Below are 17,486 nucleotides of genomic sequence, written 5' to 3'. Positions count from 1 at the left end.
CTTACTCCTTGGCGTCTTCGGGTGTAGCGGCGTGCTGGCTGTCTTCGGCCACGGCGCGCTCGATCAGGGCCGACAGATGCGCACCCCGCACGACGCTTTCGTCGTAGTGGAAGTGCAGCTGTGGAACGCTGCGCAACTTCATCTCGCGAGCCAGCTGCATACGCAGGAAGCCGGCGGCCGAATTGAGCACCTTGATGCTCTGAGCGATATCGTCAGCGTTGTCCTGGCCCATCACGGTGATGAAGATCTTGGCGTGACCGACATCACGGCTGACTTCAACGGCGGTGATGGTGACCAGGCCGACGCGCGGATCTTTGACTTCACGACGGATCAGCTGAGCGAGCTCACGCTGCATCTGGTCGCCGATACGTTGGGTGCGGCTGTATTCTTTTGCCATGTCTTGTTACCTGTTGCTGCCTCGCGGTGAAACCCGCAAGGTCTGAAAGCGGCAAACGCCCGGCCTGACAGAAGCCAGACCGGGCGTTGCGTTTAGAGTCCGGACGATGCGCCGTGCATTTGCATGCAACTGGCCACCATGGCTCTTGAAGTGCGCGAGTTAGAGGCTGCGAGCAACCTGAACCTTCTCGAAGACTTCGATCTTGTCGCCGACTTTGACGTCGTTGTAGCTCTTCACGCCGATACCGCATTCCATGCCGGCACGCACTTCGGAAGCGTCATCCTTGAAGCGGCGCAGGGATTCCAGCTCGCCTTCGAAGATAACGATGTCTTCACGCAGTACACGGATTGGACGGTTACGGTGAACGACACCCTCGATCACCATGCAACCGGCGATCGCGCCGAACTTCGGCGAACGGAACACGTCACGAACCTCGGCAACACCCAGGATGTTCTCCCGAACGTCGCTGCCCAGCATACCGGTCAGGGCTTTCTTGACGTCTTCGATGATGTCGTAGATCACGTTGTAATAACGCATATCCAGACCTTCCTGCTCGACGATCTTGCGAGCACCGGCATCGGCACGCACGTTGAAGCCGAACAGTACAGCGTTGGAAGCCAGGGCCAGGTTGGCGTCGCTTTCGGTGATACCACCGACGCCGCCGCCGACTACGCGCACTTGCACTTCGTCGTTACCCAGGCCGTTCAGAGCGCCTTGCAGGGCTTCCAGCGAACCACGGACGTCGGATTTGAGGACGATGTTGAGCGTCTTCTTCTCTTCCTGGCCCATGCTTTCGAAGATGTTTTCCAGCTTGCCGGCGTGAGCGCGAGCCAGTTTGACTTCGCGGAACTTGCCTTGACGGAACAGAGCCACTTCACGGGCTTTCTTCTCGTCGGCAACCACGCTCATCTCGTCGCCAGCGTCCGGGGTACCGTCCAGGCCGAGGATCTCGACCGGAATGGCCGGACCTGCTTCCTTGATCGGCTTGCCGTTCTCGTCGAGCATGGCGCGCACGCGGCCATAGTTCGAGCCGACCAGCACCATGTCGCCTTGACGCAGGGTACCGTCCTGAACCAGTACGGTCGCCACCGGGCCACGACCCTTGTCGAGACGCGATTCAACCACGACACCACGGCCAGGAGCCGAAGGAGTGGCGGTCAGTTCGAGCACTTCGGCCTGCAGCAGTACGGCTTCGAGCAATTCGTCGACGCCGGTACCCATCTTCGCGGAAACCGGAACGAATGGGGTATCGCCACCCCAGTCTTCGGAAGTCACGCCGTGAACCGACAATTCGCTACGGATGCGATCAAGGTCGGCACCCGGCTTGTCGATCTTGTTCACTGCAACCACCAGAGGTACGCCAGCCGCCTGAGCGTGCTGAACGGCTTCAACGGTCTGCGGCATCACGCCATCGTCCGCTGCAACCACCAGGATCACGATGTCGGTCGCCTTGGCACCACGAGCACGCATGGCGGTAAACGCGGCGTGACCAGGGGTATCGAGGAAGGTAACCATGCCGCGTTCGGTTTCAACGTGGTACGCACCGATGTGCTGGGTGATGCCGCCGGCTTCGCCAGCCGCTACCTTGGCACGACGGATGTAGTCGAGCAGCGAGGTCTTACCGTGGTCAACGTGACCCATTACGGTCACTACTGGCGCACGAGGAACCGCTTCACCTTCGAACTTCAGGGACTCGGCCAGGGAATCTTCCAGGGCGGTGTCGCTGATCAGGGTCACTTTGTGGCCCAGTTCTTCAGCAACCAGCTGGGCAGTTTCCTGGTCCAGTACCTGGTTGATGGTGGCCGGGGTGCCCAGCTTGAACATGAACTTGATGATTTCGGCAGCCTTGACCGACATCTGCTGGGCGAGATCGCCAACAGTGATGGTTTCGCCGATCTTCACTTCACGCACGACCGGGCCGGTTGGGCTCTGGAAACCGTGAGCATTGCGTTTCTTCAGCTTGGCCTTGCCGCGACCACCACGACGGAAGCCATCGCTTTCTTCGTCGGTGGTACGTGGGGCAACGCGTGGAGCCGGAGCTTTTTCCTTGACGGAAGCACGATGCGGAGCGTTTTTACGCTCGCCATCGCCACCACGACGGTTGTCGTCGTTACGGCTCTTGTCCGGGCGACGCTGCTCGTCCTTCTTGCGCACTTCAGCGACCGGCGCTGGAGCGACAACAGGAACATCTTCAACAATCGGCTCGGCAACCACCGCAGGTGCGGCAACCGCTTCAACGGCAGCAGGTTGCGCAGCAGCAGGCTGGCGACGCGCTTCTTCTTCGGCGCGACGCTTGGCTTCTTCTTCAGCCTTCTGACGTGCAGCATTTTCTACTGCGCGACGTTCTTCCAGTTCACGCTGGCGCTCGGCTTCGATTTCTTCCGGGCTGCGCTGTACGAAGACTTTCTTCTTGCGTACTTCAACGCTGATGCTTTTGCTGCCGGCCACACGCAGGGTGCTGGTGGTTTTACGCTGCAACGTGATCTTGCGCGGTTCTTCCACTTTCGCCTTGTGGCTGCTCTTCAAGTGAGTCAGCAACGATTGCTTCTCACTGTCGGTCACATGTTCCTCGGCGGCGGTGTGCGGCAGACCTGCCTCACGCATCTGCTGCAACAGGCGCTCTACCGGTGTTTTGACCTCATCGGCCAGTTGTTTCACCGTGACTTGCGTCATGCACTTCTCTCCTCAGGCCGCGCCTATTACTCGAACCAATGGGCTCGGGCGGCCATGATCAACTTGCCGGCACGATCATCGTCAATGCCGTCGATGTCGAGCAGGTCGTCAATAGACTGCTCGGCCAGGTCTTCGCGGGTAATTACGCCGCGCACCGCCAGTTCCATCGCCAAATCCTTGTCCATACCCTCAAGCGAGAGCAGGTCTTCGGCCGGATGGGCGTCTGCCAGCTTTTCCTCAGTAGCGATGGCTTTAGTCAACAAGCGATCCTTGGCACGAGCGCGGAGCTCGTTGACGATGTCTTCGTCAAAGCCGTCGATGTTGAGCATTTCTTCCAACGGTACGTAGGCAATCTCTTCCAGGCTGGTGAAGCCTTCATCAACCAGCACCTGTGCCAGCTCTTCGTCGACTTCCAGCTCGTCGATAAAGTTGCGCAGGATGTCGCCGGTTTCAGCTTGCTGCTTAGCCTGGATGTCCGATTCGGTCATCACGTTCAGGGTCCAGCCAGTCAACTGGCTGGCCAGACGCACGTTCTGACCACCGCGACCGATGGCCTGAGCCAGATTGTCTGCGCCAACGGCGATGTCCATGGCATGGGCATCTTCGTCGACGATAATTGCCGCGACTTCAGCCGGCGACATGGCGTTGATCACGAACTGCGCCGGGTTGTCGTCCCACAGGACGATATCCACACGCTCACCGCCCAACTCACCGGAAACGGCCTGGACACGCGAACCGCGCATGCCAATGCACGCGCCCTGAGGGTCAATGCGCTTGTCTTTGGAACGGACCGCAATCTTGGCGCGCGAACCCGGATCACGGGAGGCAGCCATGACTTCGATCAGGCCTTCGGCGATTTCCGGCACTTCGATGCGGAACAGCTCGATCAGCATTTCCGGCGCGGTGCGCGACAGGATCAGCTGCGGGCCACGGTTCTCGGTGCGGATTTCCTTGAGCAGCGCACGAAGACGCACGCCAACACGGAAAGTCTCGCGGGAAATGATGTCTTCACGGGCCAACAGCGCTTCAGCGTTGTTACCCAGGTCGACGATCACGTTGTCGCGGGTCACTTTTTTCACGGTGCCGGAGATGATTTCACCCAAGCGCTCGCGGTAAGCGTCAACGACTTGAGCACGCTCGGCTTCGCGGACTTTCTGCACGATGACCTGTTTGGCGGTCTGCGCAGCAATGCGGCCGAATTCGATCGACTCGATCTTTTCCTCGACGACATCACCGACTTTCGCGCCCGGATGGGTTTCCTGGACCTTGCTCGGCCAGGTTTCCACAGCCGGATCGTCCAGATCGGCTTCCTCGACTACCGTCCAGCGACGGAAAGTCTCGTAAGCACCGGTGTGGCGATTGATTTCCACACGCAGATCGACTTCGTCCTCGAAACGCTTTTTGGTAGCAGTGGCCAGAGCCAGCTCCAGCGCTTCAAAAATTACGCTTGCCGGTACACCCTTTTCATTGGATACCGACTCAACAACCAGCAGTACTTCTTTGCTCATCGTACGCCTCGCCTTTCGCAAGCCATTGGATCCGCGGGATCCGCGTCTCAGTCAAAACTGGGAATTATGTGGGCCTTGTCGATCATGTCGATCGGCAACAGGAACTCGTGGTCTTCCACCTGCACCACGACGTCCTGCTCCTCCACCCCGCGGAGAAGGCCCTGAAAATTACGCCGGCCTTCAAAAGGCGAGCGCAGCTTGATCTTCACTTGTTCACCGACATACTTGGCAAACTGTTCAAGGGTGAACAGCGGGCGTTCCATGCCAGGAGAGGAAACTTCAAGGGTGTATTCAACGGAAATCGGATCTTCGACATCCAGAACGCCGCTGATCTGACGGCTGACGATGGCACAGTCGTCCACCAACACACCGCCTTCTTTATCGATATAAACGCGCAACAGTGAGTGGCGACCTTGAGCCGAAAACTCGATACCCCAGCATTCATAGCCAAGGGCCACGACCACCGGGGCCAACAAGGCCTGCAACTGTTCTAGCTTGCTCGACACCTGAACCCCCTCGTGCATGCTTGTGCAAATAAAAAATGGGCGAAGCGCCCATCCCGGAAACGCCGTTGAATAGCGGCGTTATAAAGTGTCCAGCTAACAAAAAGCCCCTGAAAAGGGGCTCCGCTAAAACTGGTTGCGGGGGCCGGATTTGAACCGACGACCTTCGGGTTATGAGCCCGACGAGCTACCAGACTGCTCCACCCCGCGACAAAGCTGGGGCGGAAGTATACGACCGATCCCTTTTTGGGTCAATGCAACCTTCCACCTACAAGAAAGCCCGCAACAGCGGGCTCTCCTGATAATTGGTACCGAGAAGGGGACTCGAACCCCTACACCCTATGGGCACAACCACCTCAAGGTTGCGTGTCTACCAATTCCACCACCTCGGCATAGACTACGTTACTGCGTGAAACTCTTCTTACTTCTGCTCTTGAGCTGGAGGTACGTCAGTCGCATTGGTTGCCGACTTTTGCTCTTGGAGCACCGGGACATCATCAGAAGCCGGTTTTTGCTTTGGCGCTTCAAGCACCGCTGGATCTGGCAAACCTACTTGAGTCAGCTCATGAGCTTTCTCTTTAGCAAAGTAACCTAACCCTAAGCTGGTTATGAAAAAACCTGCGGCAAGTATAGCAGTAAACTTACTAAGAAAGGTAGAGGAACCTTGGCTTCCGAACACAGTATTTGAAGCACCTGCTCCGAAAGACGCGCCAGCGTCCGCACCTTTACCCTGCTGCAGCAATACCAGAGCTACTACGCCCAGCGCACCCAGCAGATGAAAAACGACTACGACTGTTTCCAGCATTTTTTCAGTTTCCCGCGGCGCGACAAATCGCACCGAACTCATCTGCATTCAGGGAAGCTCCACCAATGAGCCCCCCATCGATATCCGGCATGCCGAACAGTTCGACCGCATTGGCCGCCTTCACGCTGCCGCCGTATAGAAGCCGCACACCTCGTGCCACTTCAGAATTCTCTGCCGCCAACTGCGCCCGAATGGCTGCGTGCACATCCTGGGCCTGTTGCGGCGAAGCAGTCAGCCCGGTACCAATGGCCCAGACCGGCTCGTAAGCGATAACGGCATTGGCAAACGCGCCAACACCCAACTCTTCGATGATGCTGCCCAGCTGACGCCCGACAACTTCAAGAGTCTTCCCGGCTTCGCGCTGCTCGAGGGTTTCCCCTACACACAAGACCGGCTTCAAGCCACAAGCCTGTGCTGCTGCGAATTTGCGATTCAGCGTACCGTCACGCTCACCCATCATCAGGCGACGCTCGGAATGCCCAACCAACACCAGGGAACAACCTGCATCCACCAGCTGACTCGGAGCAATCTCCCCTGTCAGCGCACCTTGCATGGGCTCCACCGCAGAATTCTGCGCGCCGACCGAAATCGACTTGCCTTTCAAGCCATCAATCACTTGATTGATATACAAGCAAGGCGGGAATACCGCGACATCAACACCGCTAGGCAAGGCCAGATGACGCAGGCCATTGATCAGCTCAGCGACGCTGGCGCGGGTACCGTGCATTTTCCAGTTACCAGCTACCATAGGGCGACGCATGCTGTACCTCGTCGGTCAAAGTGGGCGCAGATGTTACCCAACCGCATCAACACTGGCAAGCCGAAATCAGGCAGAAACTTCCGCAACCAGTTTTGCCAGTTCGTCAGCATAGCCACGGACCTGGGCTTCATCATCGCCCTCGACCATGACGCGAACCAAAGGCTCGGTGCCCGACTTGCGCAGTAACACCCGCCCACGCCCAGCCATCGCGGTAGTGACGCGCGCGCAGGCCTCTTTCACAGCCGGATGCTCGACAGGATTGGCACCACCGCCAAAACGGACATTGATCAGAATCTGCGGACATTTGCGCAGCGCCTGACGCGACTGTGCCAAGCCTTCATCACGCCGCTTCAGTGCCATCAGCACCTGCAGGGCGGCAATGATCGCATCACCCGTAGTGGTGTGCTGGAAGCACACGATATGGCCGGAGTTTTCACCGCCTACCAGCCATTGGCGCTCAAGCAGCTCGGCAATGACATAACGGTCACCGACATTGGCGCGCACGAATGGAATACCCAGATCAGCCAAGGCCAGCTCGAGACCTAGATTGCTCATCAAGGTACCAACCACACCGCCCTGCAGTTTGTTACGCGCATGCAGGTCTCGGGCAATGATGAACAGAAGTTCGTCGCCGTCGACGATGGCGCCTGTATGGTCGACCATCAACACCCGGTCGCCATCGCCATCGAAGGCGATACCCAGATCGGCGTGCTCGGCCAATATCGCCGCCTGTAACTGCCCCATGTGGGTCGAGCCGCAATTGTCGTTGATGTTCAGACCGTTAGGCTGTGCGGAGAGCACCACTACTTCAGCGCCCAACTCACGGAAAACACTTGGCGCTACCTTGTAGGTCGCACCATGGGCACAATCGACAACAATCTTCAGACCCGCAAAGCTGGTACTGGAAGGAACGCTGCTCTTACAGAATTCAATGTAACGGCCCGAGGCGTCATTGATGCGCGATACCTTACCCAGCTTGCTGGACTCCACCACAGTCATCGGCGCATCCAGCAACTCTTCGATCATCAACTCGACTTCATCCGGGAGCTTGGTGCCTTCACCCGAGAAGAACTTGATTCCGTTGTCATCGTGAGGATTATGCGACGCACTGATCACGATCCCCGCTTCGGCATGGAAAGTGCGGGTCAGGTAGGCGATAGCAGGAGTGGGCATCGGCCCCAGCAGCATCACATCCGCACCGGCAGCGGACAGGCCCGCTTCAAGCGCGGACTCGAACATGTAACCGGAAATACGCGTGTCTTTGCCCACCAACACGCGGCAGGCGCCCATGCTACGGAAAGCCATACCCGCGGCCCAACCCAGCTTGAGCATGAAATCAGGGGTAATAGGGTACACACCCACACGACCGCGAATGCCGTCGGTGCCAAAGTATTTCTTGCTCATAAGTGCTCCATCATTCTTATTCGGCTGATTCCACAGCTGTAATCATCCGCACGACATCCAGCGTCTCGGCCACATCATGGACCCGCAGGATCTTTGCGCCTTTGGACATTGCCAGAGCAGCAAGAGCCAGCCCGCCATACAGGCGCTCTCCGACAGGACGGTTCAATGCCTGACCTATCATGCTCTTTCGTGAAACTCCGACCAGCAGAGGTCGACCAAGGGCATGCAGGGCGTCCATATGCTTGAACAGGGTCAAGTTGTGCTGCAGGGTCTTCGCGAAACCAAAACCTGGATCCAGAATGATCCGTTCCGGCCCAATACCCACTGCAACGCACTGAGCCATACGCTCAGCCAGGAACTCACCCACCTCCTTGGTTACATCCCGATACTGCGGATTGTCCTGCATATCGCCTGGCTCACCGAGCATATGCATAAGGCAAACCGGTAAGCCTGTAGCCGCCGCCGCATCCAGCGCACCATCCCGTCGCAACGAACGGACATCATTGATCAACCCCGCACCCAGGCGCGCAGTTTCGCGCATGACAGCAGGCGTGGATGTATCGACCGAAATAATGACATCCAGTTCACGATGGATGCGTTCGACGATAGGCGCTACCCGCTCAAGCTCTTCAAGCGGCGATACCGCCCGCGCACCAGGACGAGTGGACTCGCCCCCCACATCGATGAGCGTCGCGCCCGCCAGCACCATACCTTCGGCATGGCGCAAGGCAGCATCAAGCTGACTGAAACGGCCACCATCGGAGAAGGAGTCGGGAGTTACATTAAGAATGCCCATGACATGCGTATGGGCCAAATCAAGAACCCGGTTGCCGCAAGGCAACCGGGTCGAGGACGACATAGAAGTCATTTCAAACCTTAGTGGTCAGCAGCCGGGCCGCCGATCGGTGTCTCTGGACGTTCGTTCTGCACCACCGGAGGCGTGGTACCCGAGCCGCCCTCCCAATCGCGAGGCTCGCGAGGGGTACGACCAGCCATGATGTCGTCGATCTGCTCGGCATCGATGGTTTCATACTTCATCAAGGCATCGGCCATCGCATCCAGCTTGTCGCGGTTATCCGTGAGGATCTGCTTGGCGGTGCCATAACACTGGTCGATGATGCTACGAACTTCGGAGTCGATCAGCTTGGCGGTTTCCGCAGACAGGCTTGCATGCTGGCTACCAGCACTGCGCCCCAGAAAGACCTCGCCCTCTTCTTCGGCGTACATCAACGGACCCAGTTTTTCGGAAAGCCCCCACTTGGTCACCATGTTCCGCGCAATCTGACTGGCGCGCATGATGTCGTTGGAAGCTCCGGTAGTTACACCGTCAAAGCCCAACGTCATTTCTTCCGCGATACGACCGCCGTACAGCGAACAGATCTGACTGATCAGCGCACGCTTGGACAGACTGTAGCGATCCTCTTCCGGCAGGAACATGGTTACACCCAGAGCCCGACCACGCGGGATGATCGAAACCTTGTAGACCGGATCATGCTCAGGCACTACGCGACCGACAATGGCGTGACCTGCCTCGTGATAAGCCGTGTTCTGCTTTTCCTTCTCGGACATGACCATGGATTTGCGCTCCGCACCCATCATGATCTTGTCTTTTGCCAGCTCGAACTCTTTCATTTCGACGATGCGCTTGCCGCTACGGGCAGCGAAAAGCGACGCCTCGTTCACCAGGTTGGCCAGGTCGGCGCCAGAGAAGCCGGGCGTACCACGGGCAATCACGGCCGGCGCGACATCTTCACCCATCGGTACTTTACGCATGTGAACTTTCAGAATCTGCTCGCGGCCACGGATATCCGGCAAACCAACCACAACTTGACGGTCAAAGCGGCCTGGACGCAGCAGCGCCGGGTCAAGCACATCAGGACGGTTGGTGGCGGCAATAACAATGATGCCGTCGTTCATTTCAAAGCCATCCATCTCTACCAGCAGCTGGTTGAGAGTCTGTTCGCGCTCATCATGACCACCACCCATGCCGGCACCACGATGGCGACCAACGGCATCGATCTCGTCGATAAAGATGATGCACGGGGCATGTTTCTTGGCCTGCTCGAACATATCGCGAACGCGACTGGCACCCACCCCAACGAACATTTCGACGAAGTCGGAACCGGAGATGGTGAAGAACGGAACCTTGGCTTCACCAGCAATGGCCTTGGCCAGCAAAGTCTTACCGGTACCCGGCGGGCCAACCATCAACACACCGCGAGGAATACGACCGCCCAGGCGCTGGAACTTGCCCGGATCGCGGAGAAACTCAACCAGTTCACCCACTTCTTCCTTGGCCTCGTCGCAACCCGCGACATCCGCCAATGTGGTTTTCACTTGATCTTCGGACAACAGGCGCGCCTTGCTCTTGCCGAAGCTCATCGGCCCGCCCTTGCCACCAGCACCACCCTGCATCTGCCGCATGAAGAACATGAAGACGGCGATGATCACCAGGATCGGGAAGCTGGCGACCAGCAGTTGGGTCCAGATGCTTTGCTGCTCAGGCTGCTTGCCTTCGACGACCACGTGGTTATCCACCAGATCACCGATCAGGCCGTTGTCCTGAATCGCAGGACGAATGGTCTTGAAGCTATCGCCATCGTTGCGCTTGCCGGTAATCACATAACCATCAACGGCTACGCGCTCGACCTTGCCATCCTTAACTTGCTGGATAAAGTCGGAATAGTTGAGGGTCTGCGGCTCGTTAGGGCTGGAGAAGTTGTTCATCACCGTCACCAGGACAGCCGCGATGATCAACCACAGGATCAGATTCTTTGCCATATCGTTCAATTAACTACCCTCTGAAGCAAGCTCCGCTGCTGGCGCGCGCTTCGCATGATATTCACCGACCTAACTTACTACATTACCTACAGCTCTGGCAGGCGCTGTCTGTAACCCTTTGTGAAACCCAGATTACACAATATTCGCTTAAGCCCCCGGGGCGAAATACGAAAAAACTATCAACCCGGTCAAAAACAACCTTTACTCGATACGCCCGCGAAAGCCACGTCCCAGCAGATACTGCTCGCGAGAACGATCACGGGAAGAACTCGGTTTACGCATCACCACCTTGTCGAACATCTTGCGAACGTTCTTGTGGTATTCGTCGAAACCTTCTCCCTGGAAAATCTTTATCAGGAAGTCGCCACCGGGACGCAGAACCCGCCCCGCCAAATCAAGTGCCAACTCGCACAGAAACATCGCCCGCGGCATATCTACGGCGGGCGTACCACTCATATTGGGGGCCATATCGGAAATCACAAGGTCAACCTGGGAATTTCCGACCGCCTCGAGGATTTGAGCCAACACTGCATCTTCGGTGAAGTCTCCCTGAATGAAGGTGACATCAGGGATGCTATCCATTTCCAGAATGTCGGAAGCGATCAGTCGCCCCTGCCCGCCGATCAGACGACTGGTCACCTGCGACCAACCCCCTGGTGCCGCGCCCAGATCGATAACACTCATTCCAGGACGGATCAGGCGATCCTTTTCCTGGATTTCCAGCAGCTTGTAGCTGGCACGCGAACGGTACCCATCTTTTTGCGCCATTTTGACGAATGGGTCGTTGAAGTGCTCTTTCAGCCAGTTATGGCTTGTCTTGGAACGGGCCACGGGCCACCTCAAAAAATAAAACGGGTCGTGATTAACTGGGCGGTCCCGGACGCGCTCGGGTAAACTGGCCGCCGCTTTTTACAAGATCAGACGCAGGGGTCAGATTATGCCGCTCACTCAAGAGCAGAAGAAACAGTACAAATCCATTGGCCACCATCTGAAACCAGTATTGACTGTGGCTGACAACGGTTTGACCGAAGGTGTGTTGGCCGAACTTGAACGCGCCTTGAGCGATCATGAGCTGATCAAGATCAAGCTCAACATCCTCGAACGCGAATCCCGCCTGGAAGCCATTGCAGAACTGTGCAAGGCCGGCAAAGCGGATCTGGTGCAGGTCATCGGCAAAATGGCGTTGATTTATCGCAAGAACGCCAAGGTAAACAAGCAACTGTCCAACGTCCATCGCTTCCACTGACGTCGACAGGGGTCAAGGGCGTGCTTCGCGCGCCCTGCCACTCCACCCAGGCACCGGCTGCAATACCAGCACCAGACCGGAAAAAGCCAAGACAAGATAGCTGAACAGCTGCCAGCGCTCGACATCCGACAGCCCGAAGCGCACCACGAAATACATCGTGCACGCACATAACGCCACCAACAGCAGCTGCCCTCGCATATCCCGCCACAGGCTCGCCAGCCCTTCAGCACGTACCAATACCAGCACCTGAAGAACGATGCATACCGCTGAAAAACCAACCAGCAGCGCATTCAGCACATTACCGATCTCTTCGATCAGCAGCGGTGCCAGGCCAATCTGGCCCAGCACCGGCAACAAGCCGACATGCAACAACCACACACCACCGACCCACAACATCTGAGTCAGTTGCCAAAGCATGGCGCCTGCATTCAGCAGGCGCCCTCGTTCAGACGTGGCGGACTTCGACAATCTCATACTCGATCACGCCGCTAGGCGTTTTAACGGCAACCACATCACCCTCTTCCTTGGCGATCAAGGCACGGGCAATGGGCGAACCTACAGAGATCTTTCCGAGCTTGATATCAGCCTCATCCTCACCAACGATCTGGTAAGTGACGCTCTCATCGGTTTCGACGTTGGCGATTTCGACGGTAGTGCCGAAAATCACCTTGCCTGTATGAGGAATGCTCGTCACATCGATGACAACTGAGTTTTGCAGGCGACCTTCAATATCACGGATGCGCGCTTCAACCATTCCCTGCTCCTCGCGGGCAGCATGGTATTCAGCGTTTTCCTTGAGGTCACCGAGTTCTCGAGCCTCACCGATGGCCTGACTCAAGCGTGGCCGCTCGACCTTGCTTAGGAACGTCAACTCTTCTTCCAGGGCCTTGGAACCCTGGACGGTCATTGGGTATTTATTCATGCCTTCAATCCTGCATGTAGATCCTGCAAGCGACGCACGGTCTTTTCCGGACCGAACTTGAGCGCCTCACAGATGGCCTCGCCCGCAGCAATGGTGGTGGTGCAGTAGATCTTGTGCTGCAAGGCGTTACGACGAATGGAATAAGAGTCAGCGATCGACTGACGACCTTCGGTGGTGTTGATGATCAGCGTGACTTCGTCATTCTTGATCATGTCGACCACGTGCGGACGACCTTCAGTCACCTTGTTCACACGGCGCACCTTCAGGCCTGCCGCCTCGATCAGCTTGGCAGTACCGGCAGTAGCGACCACTTCGAAGCCCAAGTTGATCAGATCACGAGCCACACCCGCAACCAGCGGCTTGTCGTCGTCACGCACGCTGATGAACGCGGTACCACCAGTCGGCAGCACTTCGCTAGCGCCCATCTGGGCCTTGGCGAAGGCTTCGCCGAAGGTGTCACCGACACCCATCACTTCGCCGGTCGACTTCATCTCTGGGCCGAGGATCGGATCGACACCCGGGAATTTGGCGAACGGGAACACCGCTTCCTTGACGCTGTAGAAGTTAGGAATGATTTCCTTGGTGAAGCCCAGCTCTTTCAGGGTCTTACCCGCCATGACGCGCGCGGCGATCATCGCCAGGGAGACACCGATGCACTTGGAAACGAACGGCACGGTACGGGAAGCACGCGGGTTCACTTCGATAACGTAGATCTGCTCACCCTGCAGGGCCAGCTGCACGTTCATCAGGCCGACCACACCCAGCTCCAGGGCCATCTTCTTGACCTGTTCGCGCATCTCGTCCTGGATGTGCGCAGGCAGCGAGTACGGCGGCAGCGAGCAAGCGGAGTCACCGGAGTGCACGCCAGCCTGTTCGATGTGCTGCATGATCGCGCCGATCACCACATCCTTGCCGTCGCAGACCGCATCCACGTCCATCTCGATGGCGCAGTTGAGGAAGTGGTCCAGCAGCACTGGACTGTCGTTGGATACTTGCACCGCTTCACGCAGGTAGCGCTTGAGCTCTTCTTCTTCGTAAACGATTTCCATCGCCCGGCCGCCCAGCACATAGGACGGACGCACCACCAGCGGGTAGCCGATCTTGGCCGCGGCACGAATCGCTTCGTCTTCGCTGCGCACGGTGGCGTTTGGCGGCTGACGCAGGTTCAGGCGCTCGACCATCTGCTGGAAACGTTCGCGGTCTTCGGCACGGTCGATGGCGTCAGGGCTGGTACCGATGATCGGCACGCCGGCCGCTTCCAGGGCACGCGCCAGTTTCAGCGGAGTCTGGCCGCCGTACTGGACAATCACACCTTTTGGCTTCTCGACGCGGACGATTTCCAGTACGTCTTCCAGGGTCACTGGCTCGAAGTACAGGCGATCGGAGGTGTCGTAGTCAGTGGAAACGGTTTCCGGGTTGCAGTTGACCATGATGGTTTCGTAACCATCGTCACGCAGCGCCAGTGCCGCGTGCACGCAGCAGTAGTCGAACTCGATGCCCTGGCCGATACGGTTCGGACCGCCACCCAGGATCATGATCTTGTCGCGCCCCGAAGGTGCAGCCTCGCACTCTTCCTCATAGGTCGAGTACAGGTAGGCGGTATCGGTGGCGAACTCGGCTGCGCAGGTGTCGACGCGCTTGTAGACCGGGAACACTTCCAGCTTGTGGCGGTGGGTACGCAGGTTCTTCTCGGTCACGCCCAGCAGCTTGGCCAGACGCTGGTCGGAGAAACCTTTGCGCTTGAGGCGGAACATCAGGTCGCGGTCGATGGCCGACAGGCCCAGAGTCTTGACCTTCTCCTCTTCCTTGATCAGATCTTCGATCTGCACCAGGAACCAAGGGTCGATCATGTTCATGCCGAAGATCTGCTCGACGGTCATGCCGGCACGGAACGCATCAGCCACGTACCAGATACGCTCGGCGCCCGGCACGGTCAGCTCGCGCTTGAGCACGTTCATGCTTTCCGGGTTGCTCAGGTCGAGCTTCGGATCCAGACCGCAGACACCCACTTCCAGGCCACGCAGTGCTTTCTGCAGGGATTCCTGGAAGGTCCGGCCGATGGCCATCACCTCACCCACCGACTTCATCTGAGTGGTCAGGCGGGCATCGGCCTTGGCGAATTTTTCGAAGGCGAAGCGTGGCAGCTTGGTCACGACGTAGTCGATGGACGGCTCGAAGGACGCTGGGGTCTTGCCACCGGTGATGTCGTTCGACAGCTCGTCCAGGGTGTAACCCACGGCCAGCTTGGCGGCGACCTTGGCGATCGGGAAGCCGGTGGCTTTCGAAGCCAGGGCCGAAGAACGGGATACCCGCGGGTTCATCTCGATCACCACCATACGGCCAGTGTTCGGGCAGATGCCGAACTGGACGTTGGAGCCACCGGTTTCCACGCCGATCTCACGCAGTACCGCCAGGGAGGCGTTACGCAGTATCTGGTATTCCTTATCGGTCAGGGTTTGCGCAGGAGCCACGGTGATCGAGTCACCGGTGTGCACGCCCATCGGGTCGAAGTTTTCGATCGAGCAAACGATGATGCAGTTGTCCTTCTTATCGCGGACCACCTCCATCTCGTATTCTTTCCAGCCGATCAGCGATTCGTCGATCAGCAGTTCCTTGGTCGGCGACAGGTCCAGACCACGGGCGCAGATTTCTTCGAACTCTTCACGGTTGTAAGCAATGCCACCACCGGTGCCACCCATGGTGAAGGACGGGCGGATGATGCACGGGAAGCCCAGCTTCTCGAGGACCGCATTGGCCTCGTCCATGCTGTGGGCGATACCGGAGCGCGGGCACTCCAGGCCGATCGCCTTCATCGCGGTGTCGAAGCGCGAACGGTCTTCGGCCTTGTCGATGGTGTCGGCATTGGCGCCGATCATTTCCACGCCGAACTTCTCCAGAACGCCTTCACGCTCCAGGTCCAGGGCGCAGTTCAACGCAGTCTGGCCACCCATGGTCGGCAGCAGAGCGTCCGGACGCTCTTTCTCGATGATCTTGGCAACGGTCTGCCACTTGATCGGCTCGATGTAGGTGGCGTCGGCCATGGCCGGGTCGGTCATGATGGTCGCCGGGTTCGAGTTCACCAGGATGACCCGGTAACCCTCTTCGCGCAGGGCCTTGCAGGCCTGGGCGCCGGAGTAGTCAAATTCGCAAGCCTGGCCGATCACGATCGGGCCAGCGCCGAGAATCAGGATGCTTTTAATGTCTGTACGTTTTGGCATGGGTTGTCACTCAAATCCGCAGGTCAGTCGGCAAGCCGTCTTGATCAAATCTCTGAAGCGCTGAAGGGGCCGCCGAGACCGGGGCCACCTTCAGGGGCGAGCACTCAGCGTCGCTTGGCCATCTCGTTGATGAAACGATCGAACAGCGGCGCCACATCGTTCGGGCCCGGGCTCGCTTCAGGGTGGCCCTGGAAGCTGAATGCGCTCTTGTCGGTACGTTCGATGCCTTGCAAGGTACCGTCGAACAGCGATTTGTGGATCGCCCGCACGTTGCCTGGCAGGGTGGCTTCGTCCACCGCAAAACCGTGGTTCTGGCTGGTGATCATCACTACACCGCTGTCCAGGTCCTGGACCGGGTGGTTGGCACCGTGGTGGCCGTGCCCCATCTTCACCGTCTTGGCGCCGGAGGCCAGTGCCAGCAGTTGGTGGCCCAGGCAGATACCGAAGACCGGGATCTCGGTTTCCAGCACGTCCTTGATCGCCTGGATGGCGTAATCGCAAGGCTCGGGGTCGCCAGGGCCGTTGGACAGGAACACGCCGTCAGGCTTGAGTGCCAGGACGTCGCTGGCCGGAGTTTGCGCAGGCACTACGGTCACGCGGCAACCGCGCTCGACCAGCATGCGCAGGATGTTCAGCTTGACGCCGTAGTCGTAGGCAACCACGTGGTACGGCAGCTCGGAAGCCTCGATGGTCGGATGACTGTCGGTCTTCAGGCTCCAGACACTGGAGCGCCACTCGTAGCTTTCCTTGGTGCTGACGACCTTCGCCAGATCCATGCCTTTCAGGCCAGGGAAGCCGCGCGCTGCGGCAATCGCCGCTTCGTCGGAGATGTTGTCGCCAGCCATGATGCAGCCGTTCTGCGCGCCTTTCTCGCGCAGGATGCGCGTCAGGCGACGGGTGTCGATACCAGCGATCGCCACAACGTTGTTGGCTTTCAGGTAGTCGGACAGGGACAGGGTGTTACGCCAGTTGCTCGCAACCAGTGGCAGGTCGCGAATCACCAGACCGGCCGACCAGACACGATCGGACTCGGCGTCTTCCGGCGTGGTGCCGGTATTGCCGATATGCGGGTAAGTCAGGGTAACGATCTGTTGGGCGTAGGAAGGATCGGTAAGGATTTCCTGATAGCCGGTCATTGCGGTGTTAAACACCACCTCACCAACGGTTTGACCGTCGGCTCCAATGGCTTCGCCGCGAAAAATGCTGCCATCAGCAAGGGCGAGTATGGCTGGCTTAGTCAAGAAGACCTCCCGTAAATAAAGCCTGAAA

At 58.2% G+C, this 17,486-nt stretch carries 15 protein-coding genes and 2 tRNA genes; 1 reads left to right on the top strand and 16 read right to left on the bottom strand.

Features of this window, described 5'->3' with window-relative positions; all coding sequences use genetic code 11:
* Position 1 precedes the first annotated feature (1 nt).
* The 12 genes from rbfA to rlmE all read right to left on the bottom strand — a co-directional run bounded on the left by rbfA (position 2) and on the right by rlmE (position 11,662).
* Complete coding sequence (rbfA, locus tag PMI20_RS07470; RefSeq protein WP_007920881.1) at positions 2-397, bottom strand: 30S ribosome-binding factor RbfA; 396 nt, start codon at positions 395-397, stop codon at positions 2-4.
* 159 nt (positions 398-556) lie between these two features.
* The gene (gene infB / locus PMI20_RS07465) at positions 557-3,070 is read right to left on the bottom strand and encodes a translation initiation factor IF-2 (RefSeq protein WP_007920879.1); all 2,514 of its coding nucleotides are present in this window, start codon (positions 3,068-3,070) and stop codon (positions 557-559) included.
* A gap of 26 nt (positions 3,071-3,096) precedes the next feature.
* Positions 3,097-4,578 carry a transcription termination factor NusA gene (gene nusA / locus PMI20_RS07460; RefSeq protein ID WP_007920878.1) on the bottom strand — a complete coding sequence of 494 codons (1,482 nt, stop codon included), beginning with the start codon at positions 4,576-4,578 and terminating at the stop codon, positions 3,097-3,099.
* A gap of 47 nt (positions 4,579-4,625) precedes the next feature.
* Positions 4,626-5,084, bottom strand: coding sequence for a ribosome maturation factor RimP (rimP, locus tag PMI20_RS07455; RefSeq protein ID WP_007920877.1), 459 nt, complete (start codon positions 5,082-5,084; stop codon positions 4,626-4,628).
* 130 nt (positions 5,085-5,214) lie between these two features.
* Positions 5,215-5,291, bottom strand: a tRNA-Met gene (locus PMI20_RS07450).
* 96 nt (positions 5,292-5,387) lie between these two features.
* Positions 5,388-5,473 (bottom strand) — tRNA-Leu (locus PMI20_RS07445).
* Positions 5,474-5,502: 29 nt separating this feature from the next.
* Positions 5,503-5,886 carry a preprotein translocase subunit SecG gene (gene secG / locus PMI20_RS07440; RefSeq protein ID WP_009042126.1) on the bottom strand — a complete coding sequence of 128 codons (384 nt, stop codon included), beginning with the start codon at positions 5,884-5,886 and terminating at the stop codon, positions 5,503-5,505.
* A 4-nt stretch (positions 5,887-5,890) separates the two neighbouring features.
* A complete protein-coding gene (gene tpiA, locus PMI20_RS07435; protein ID WP_007920876.1) occupies positions 5,891-6,646 on the bottom strand; it encodes a triose-phosphate isomerase in 756 nt (251 codons plus the stop codon).
* 66 nt (positions 6,647-6,712) lie between these two features.
* The gene (gene glmM / locus PMI20_RS07430; RefSeq protein WP_007920875.1) at positions 6,713-8,050 is read right to left on the bottom strand and encodes a phosphoglucosamine mutase; all 1,338 of its coding nucleotides are present in this window, start codon (positions 8,048-8,050) and stop codon (positions 6,713-6,715) included.
* A gap of 16 nt (positions 8,051-8,066) precedes the next feature.
* Entirely contained in the window at positions 8,067-8,918 is an 852-nt protein-coding gene (folP, locus tag PMI20_RS07425) for a dihydropteroate synthase (RefSeq protein WP_037033625.1), read from the bottom strand.
* An 8-nt stretch (positions 8,919-8,926) separates the two neighbouring features.
* Positions 8,927-10,831 (bottom strand): ATP-dependent zinc metalloprotease FtsH, encoded by a 1,905-nt coding sequence (gene ftsH, locus PMI20_RS07420; RefSeq protein WP_009046930.1) that lies wholly within the window; start codon positions 10,829-10,831, stop codon positions 8,927-8,929.
* A gap of 201 nt (positions 10,832-11,032) precedes the next feature.
* Positions 11,033-11,662 carry a 23S rRNA (uridine(2552)-2'-O)-methyltransferase RlmE gene (gene rlmE, locus PMI20_RS07415; protein WP_007920869.1) on the bottom strand — a complete coding sequence of 210 codons (630 nt, stop codon included), beginning with the start codon at positions 11,660-11,662 and terminating at the stop codon, positions 11,033-11,035.
* A gap of 106 nt (positions 11,663-11,768) precedes the next feature.
* On the opposite strand from rlmE, the gene PMI20_RS07410 reads away from it, so the two are divergent.
* The gene (locus PMI20_RS07410) at positions 11,769-12,077 is read left to right on the top strand and encodes a YhbY family RNA-binding protein (protein WP_007920867.1); all 309 of its coding nucleotides are present in this window, start codon (positions 11,769-11,771) and stop codon (positions 12,075-12,077) included.
* A 12-nt stretch (positions 12,078-12,089) separates the two neighbouring features.
* Here PMI20_RS07410 and PMI20_RS07405 read toward each other — a convergent pair whose 3' ends face one another.
* From PMI20_RS07405 to carA, 4 genes are all read right to left on the bottom strand, one after another.
* The gene (locus PMI20_RS07405; RefSeq protein ID WP_007920864.1) at positions 12,090-12,494 is read right to left on the bottom strand and encodes a hypothetical protein; all 405 of its coding nucleotides are present in this window, start codon (positions 12,492-12,494) and stop codon (positions 12,090-12,092) included.
* A gap of 28 nt (positions 12,495-12,522) precedes the next feature.
* Positions 12,523-12,999, bottom strand: coding sequence for a transcription elongation factor GreA (greA, locus tag PMI20_RS07400; protein ID WP_007920862.1), 477 nt, complete (start codon positions 12,997-12,999; stop codon positions 12,523-12,525).
* Complete coding sequence (gene carB / locus PMI20_RS07395; RefSeq protein WP_007920860.1) at positions 12,996-16,217, bottom strand: carbamoyl-phosphate synthase large subunit; 3,222 nt, start codon at positions 16,215-16,217, stop codon at positions 12,996-12,998. Before carB ends, greA begins: the two co-directional genes overlap by 4 nt.
* Before the next feature lie 104 nt (positions 16,218-16,321).
* On the bottom strand, positions 16,322-17,458 hold the full coding sequence (gene carA / locus PMI20_RS07390) for a glutamine-hydrolyzing carbamoyl-phosphate synthase small subunit (RefSeq protein ID WP_007920857.1): 1,137 nt from the start codon (positions 17,456-17,458) through the stop codon (positions 16,322-16,324).
* Positions 17,459-17,486: the final 28 nt, after the last annotated feature.

The organism is Pseudomonas sp. GM17 (assembly GCF_000282175.2).
GTDB lineage: Bacteria > Pseudomonadota > Gammaproteobacteria > Pseudomonadales > Pseudomonadaceae > Aquipseudomonas > Aquipseudomonas chlororaphis.
The sequence above is the reverse complement of the archived record's forward strand: the minus strand, read 5'-3'. Positions and strand labels throughout refer to the sequence as shown.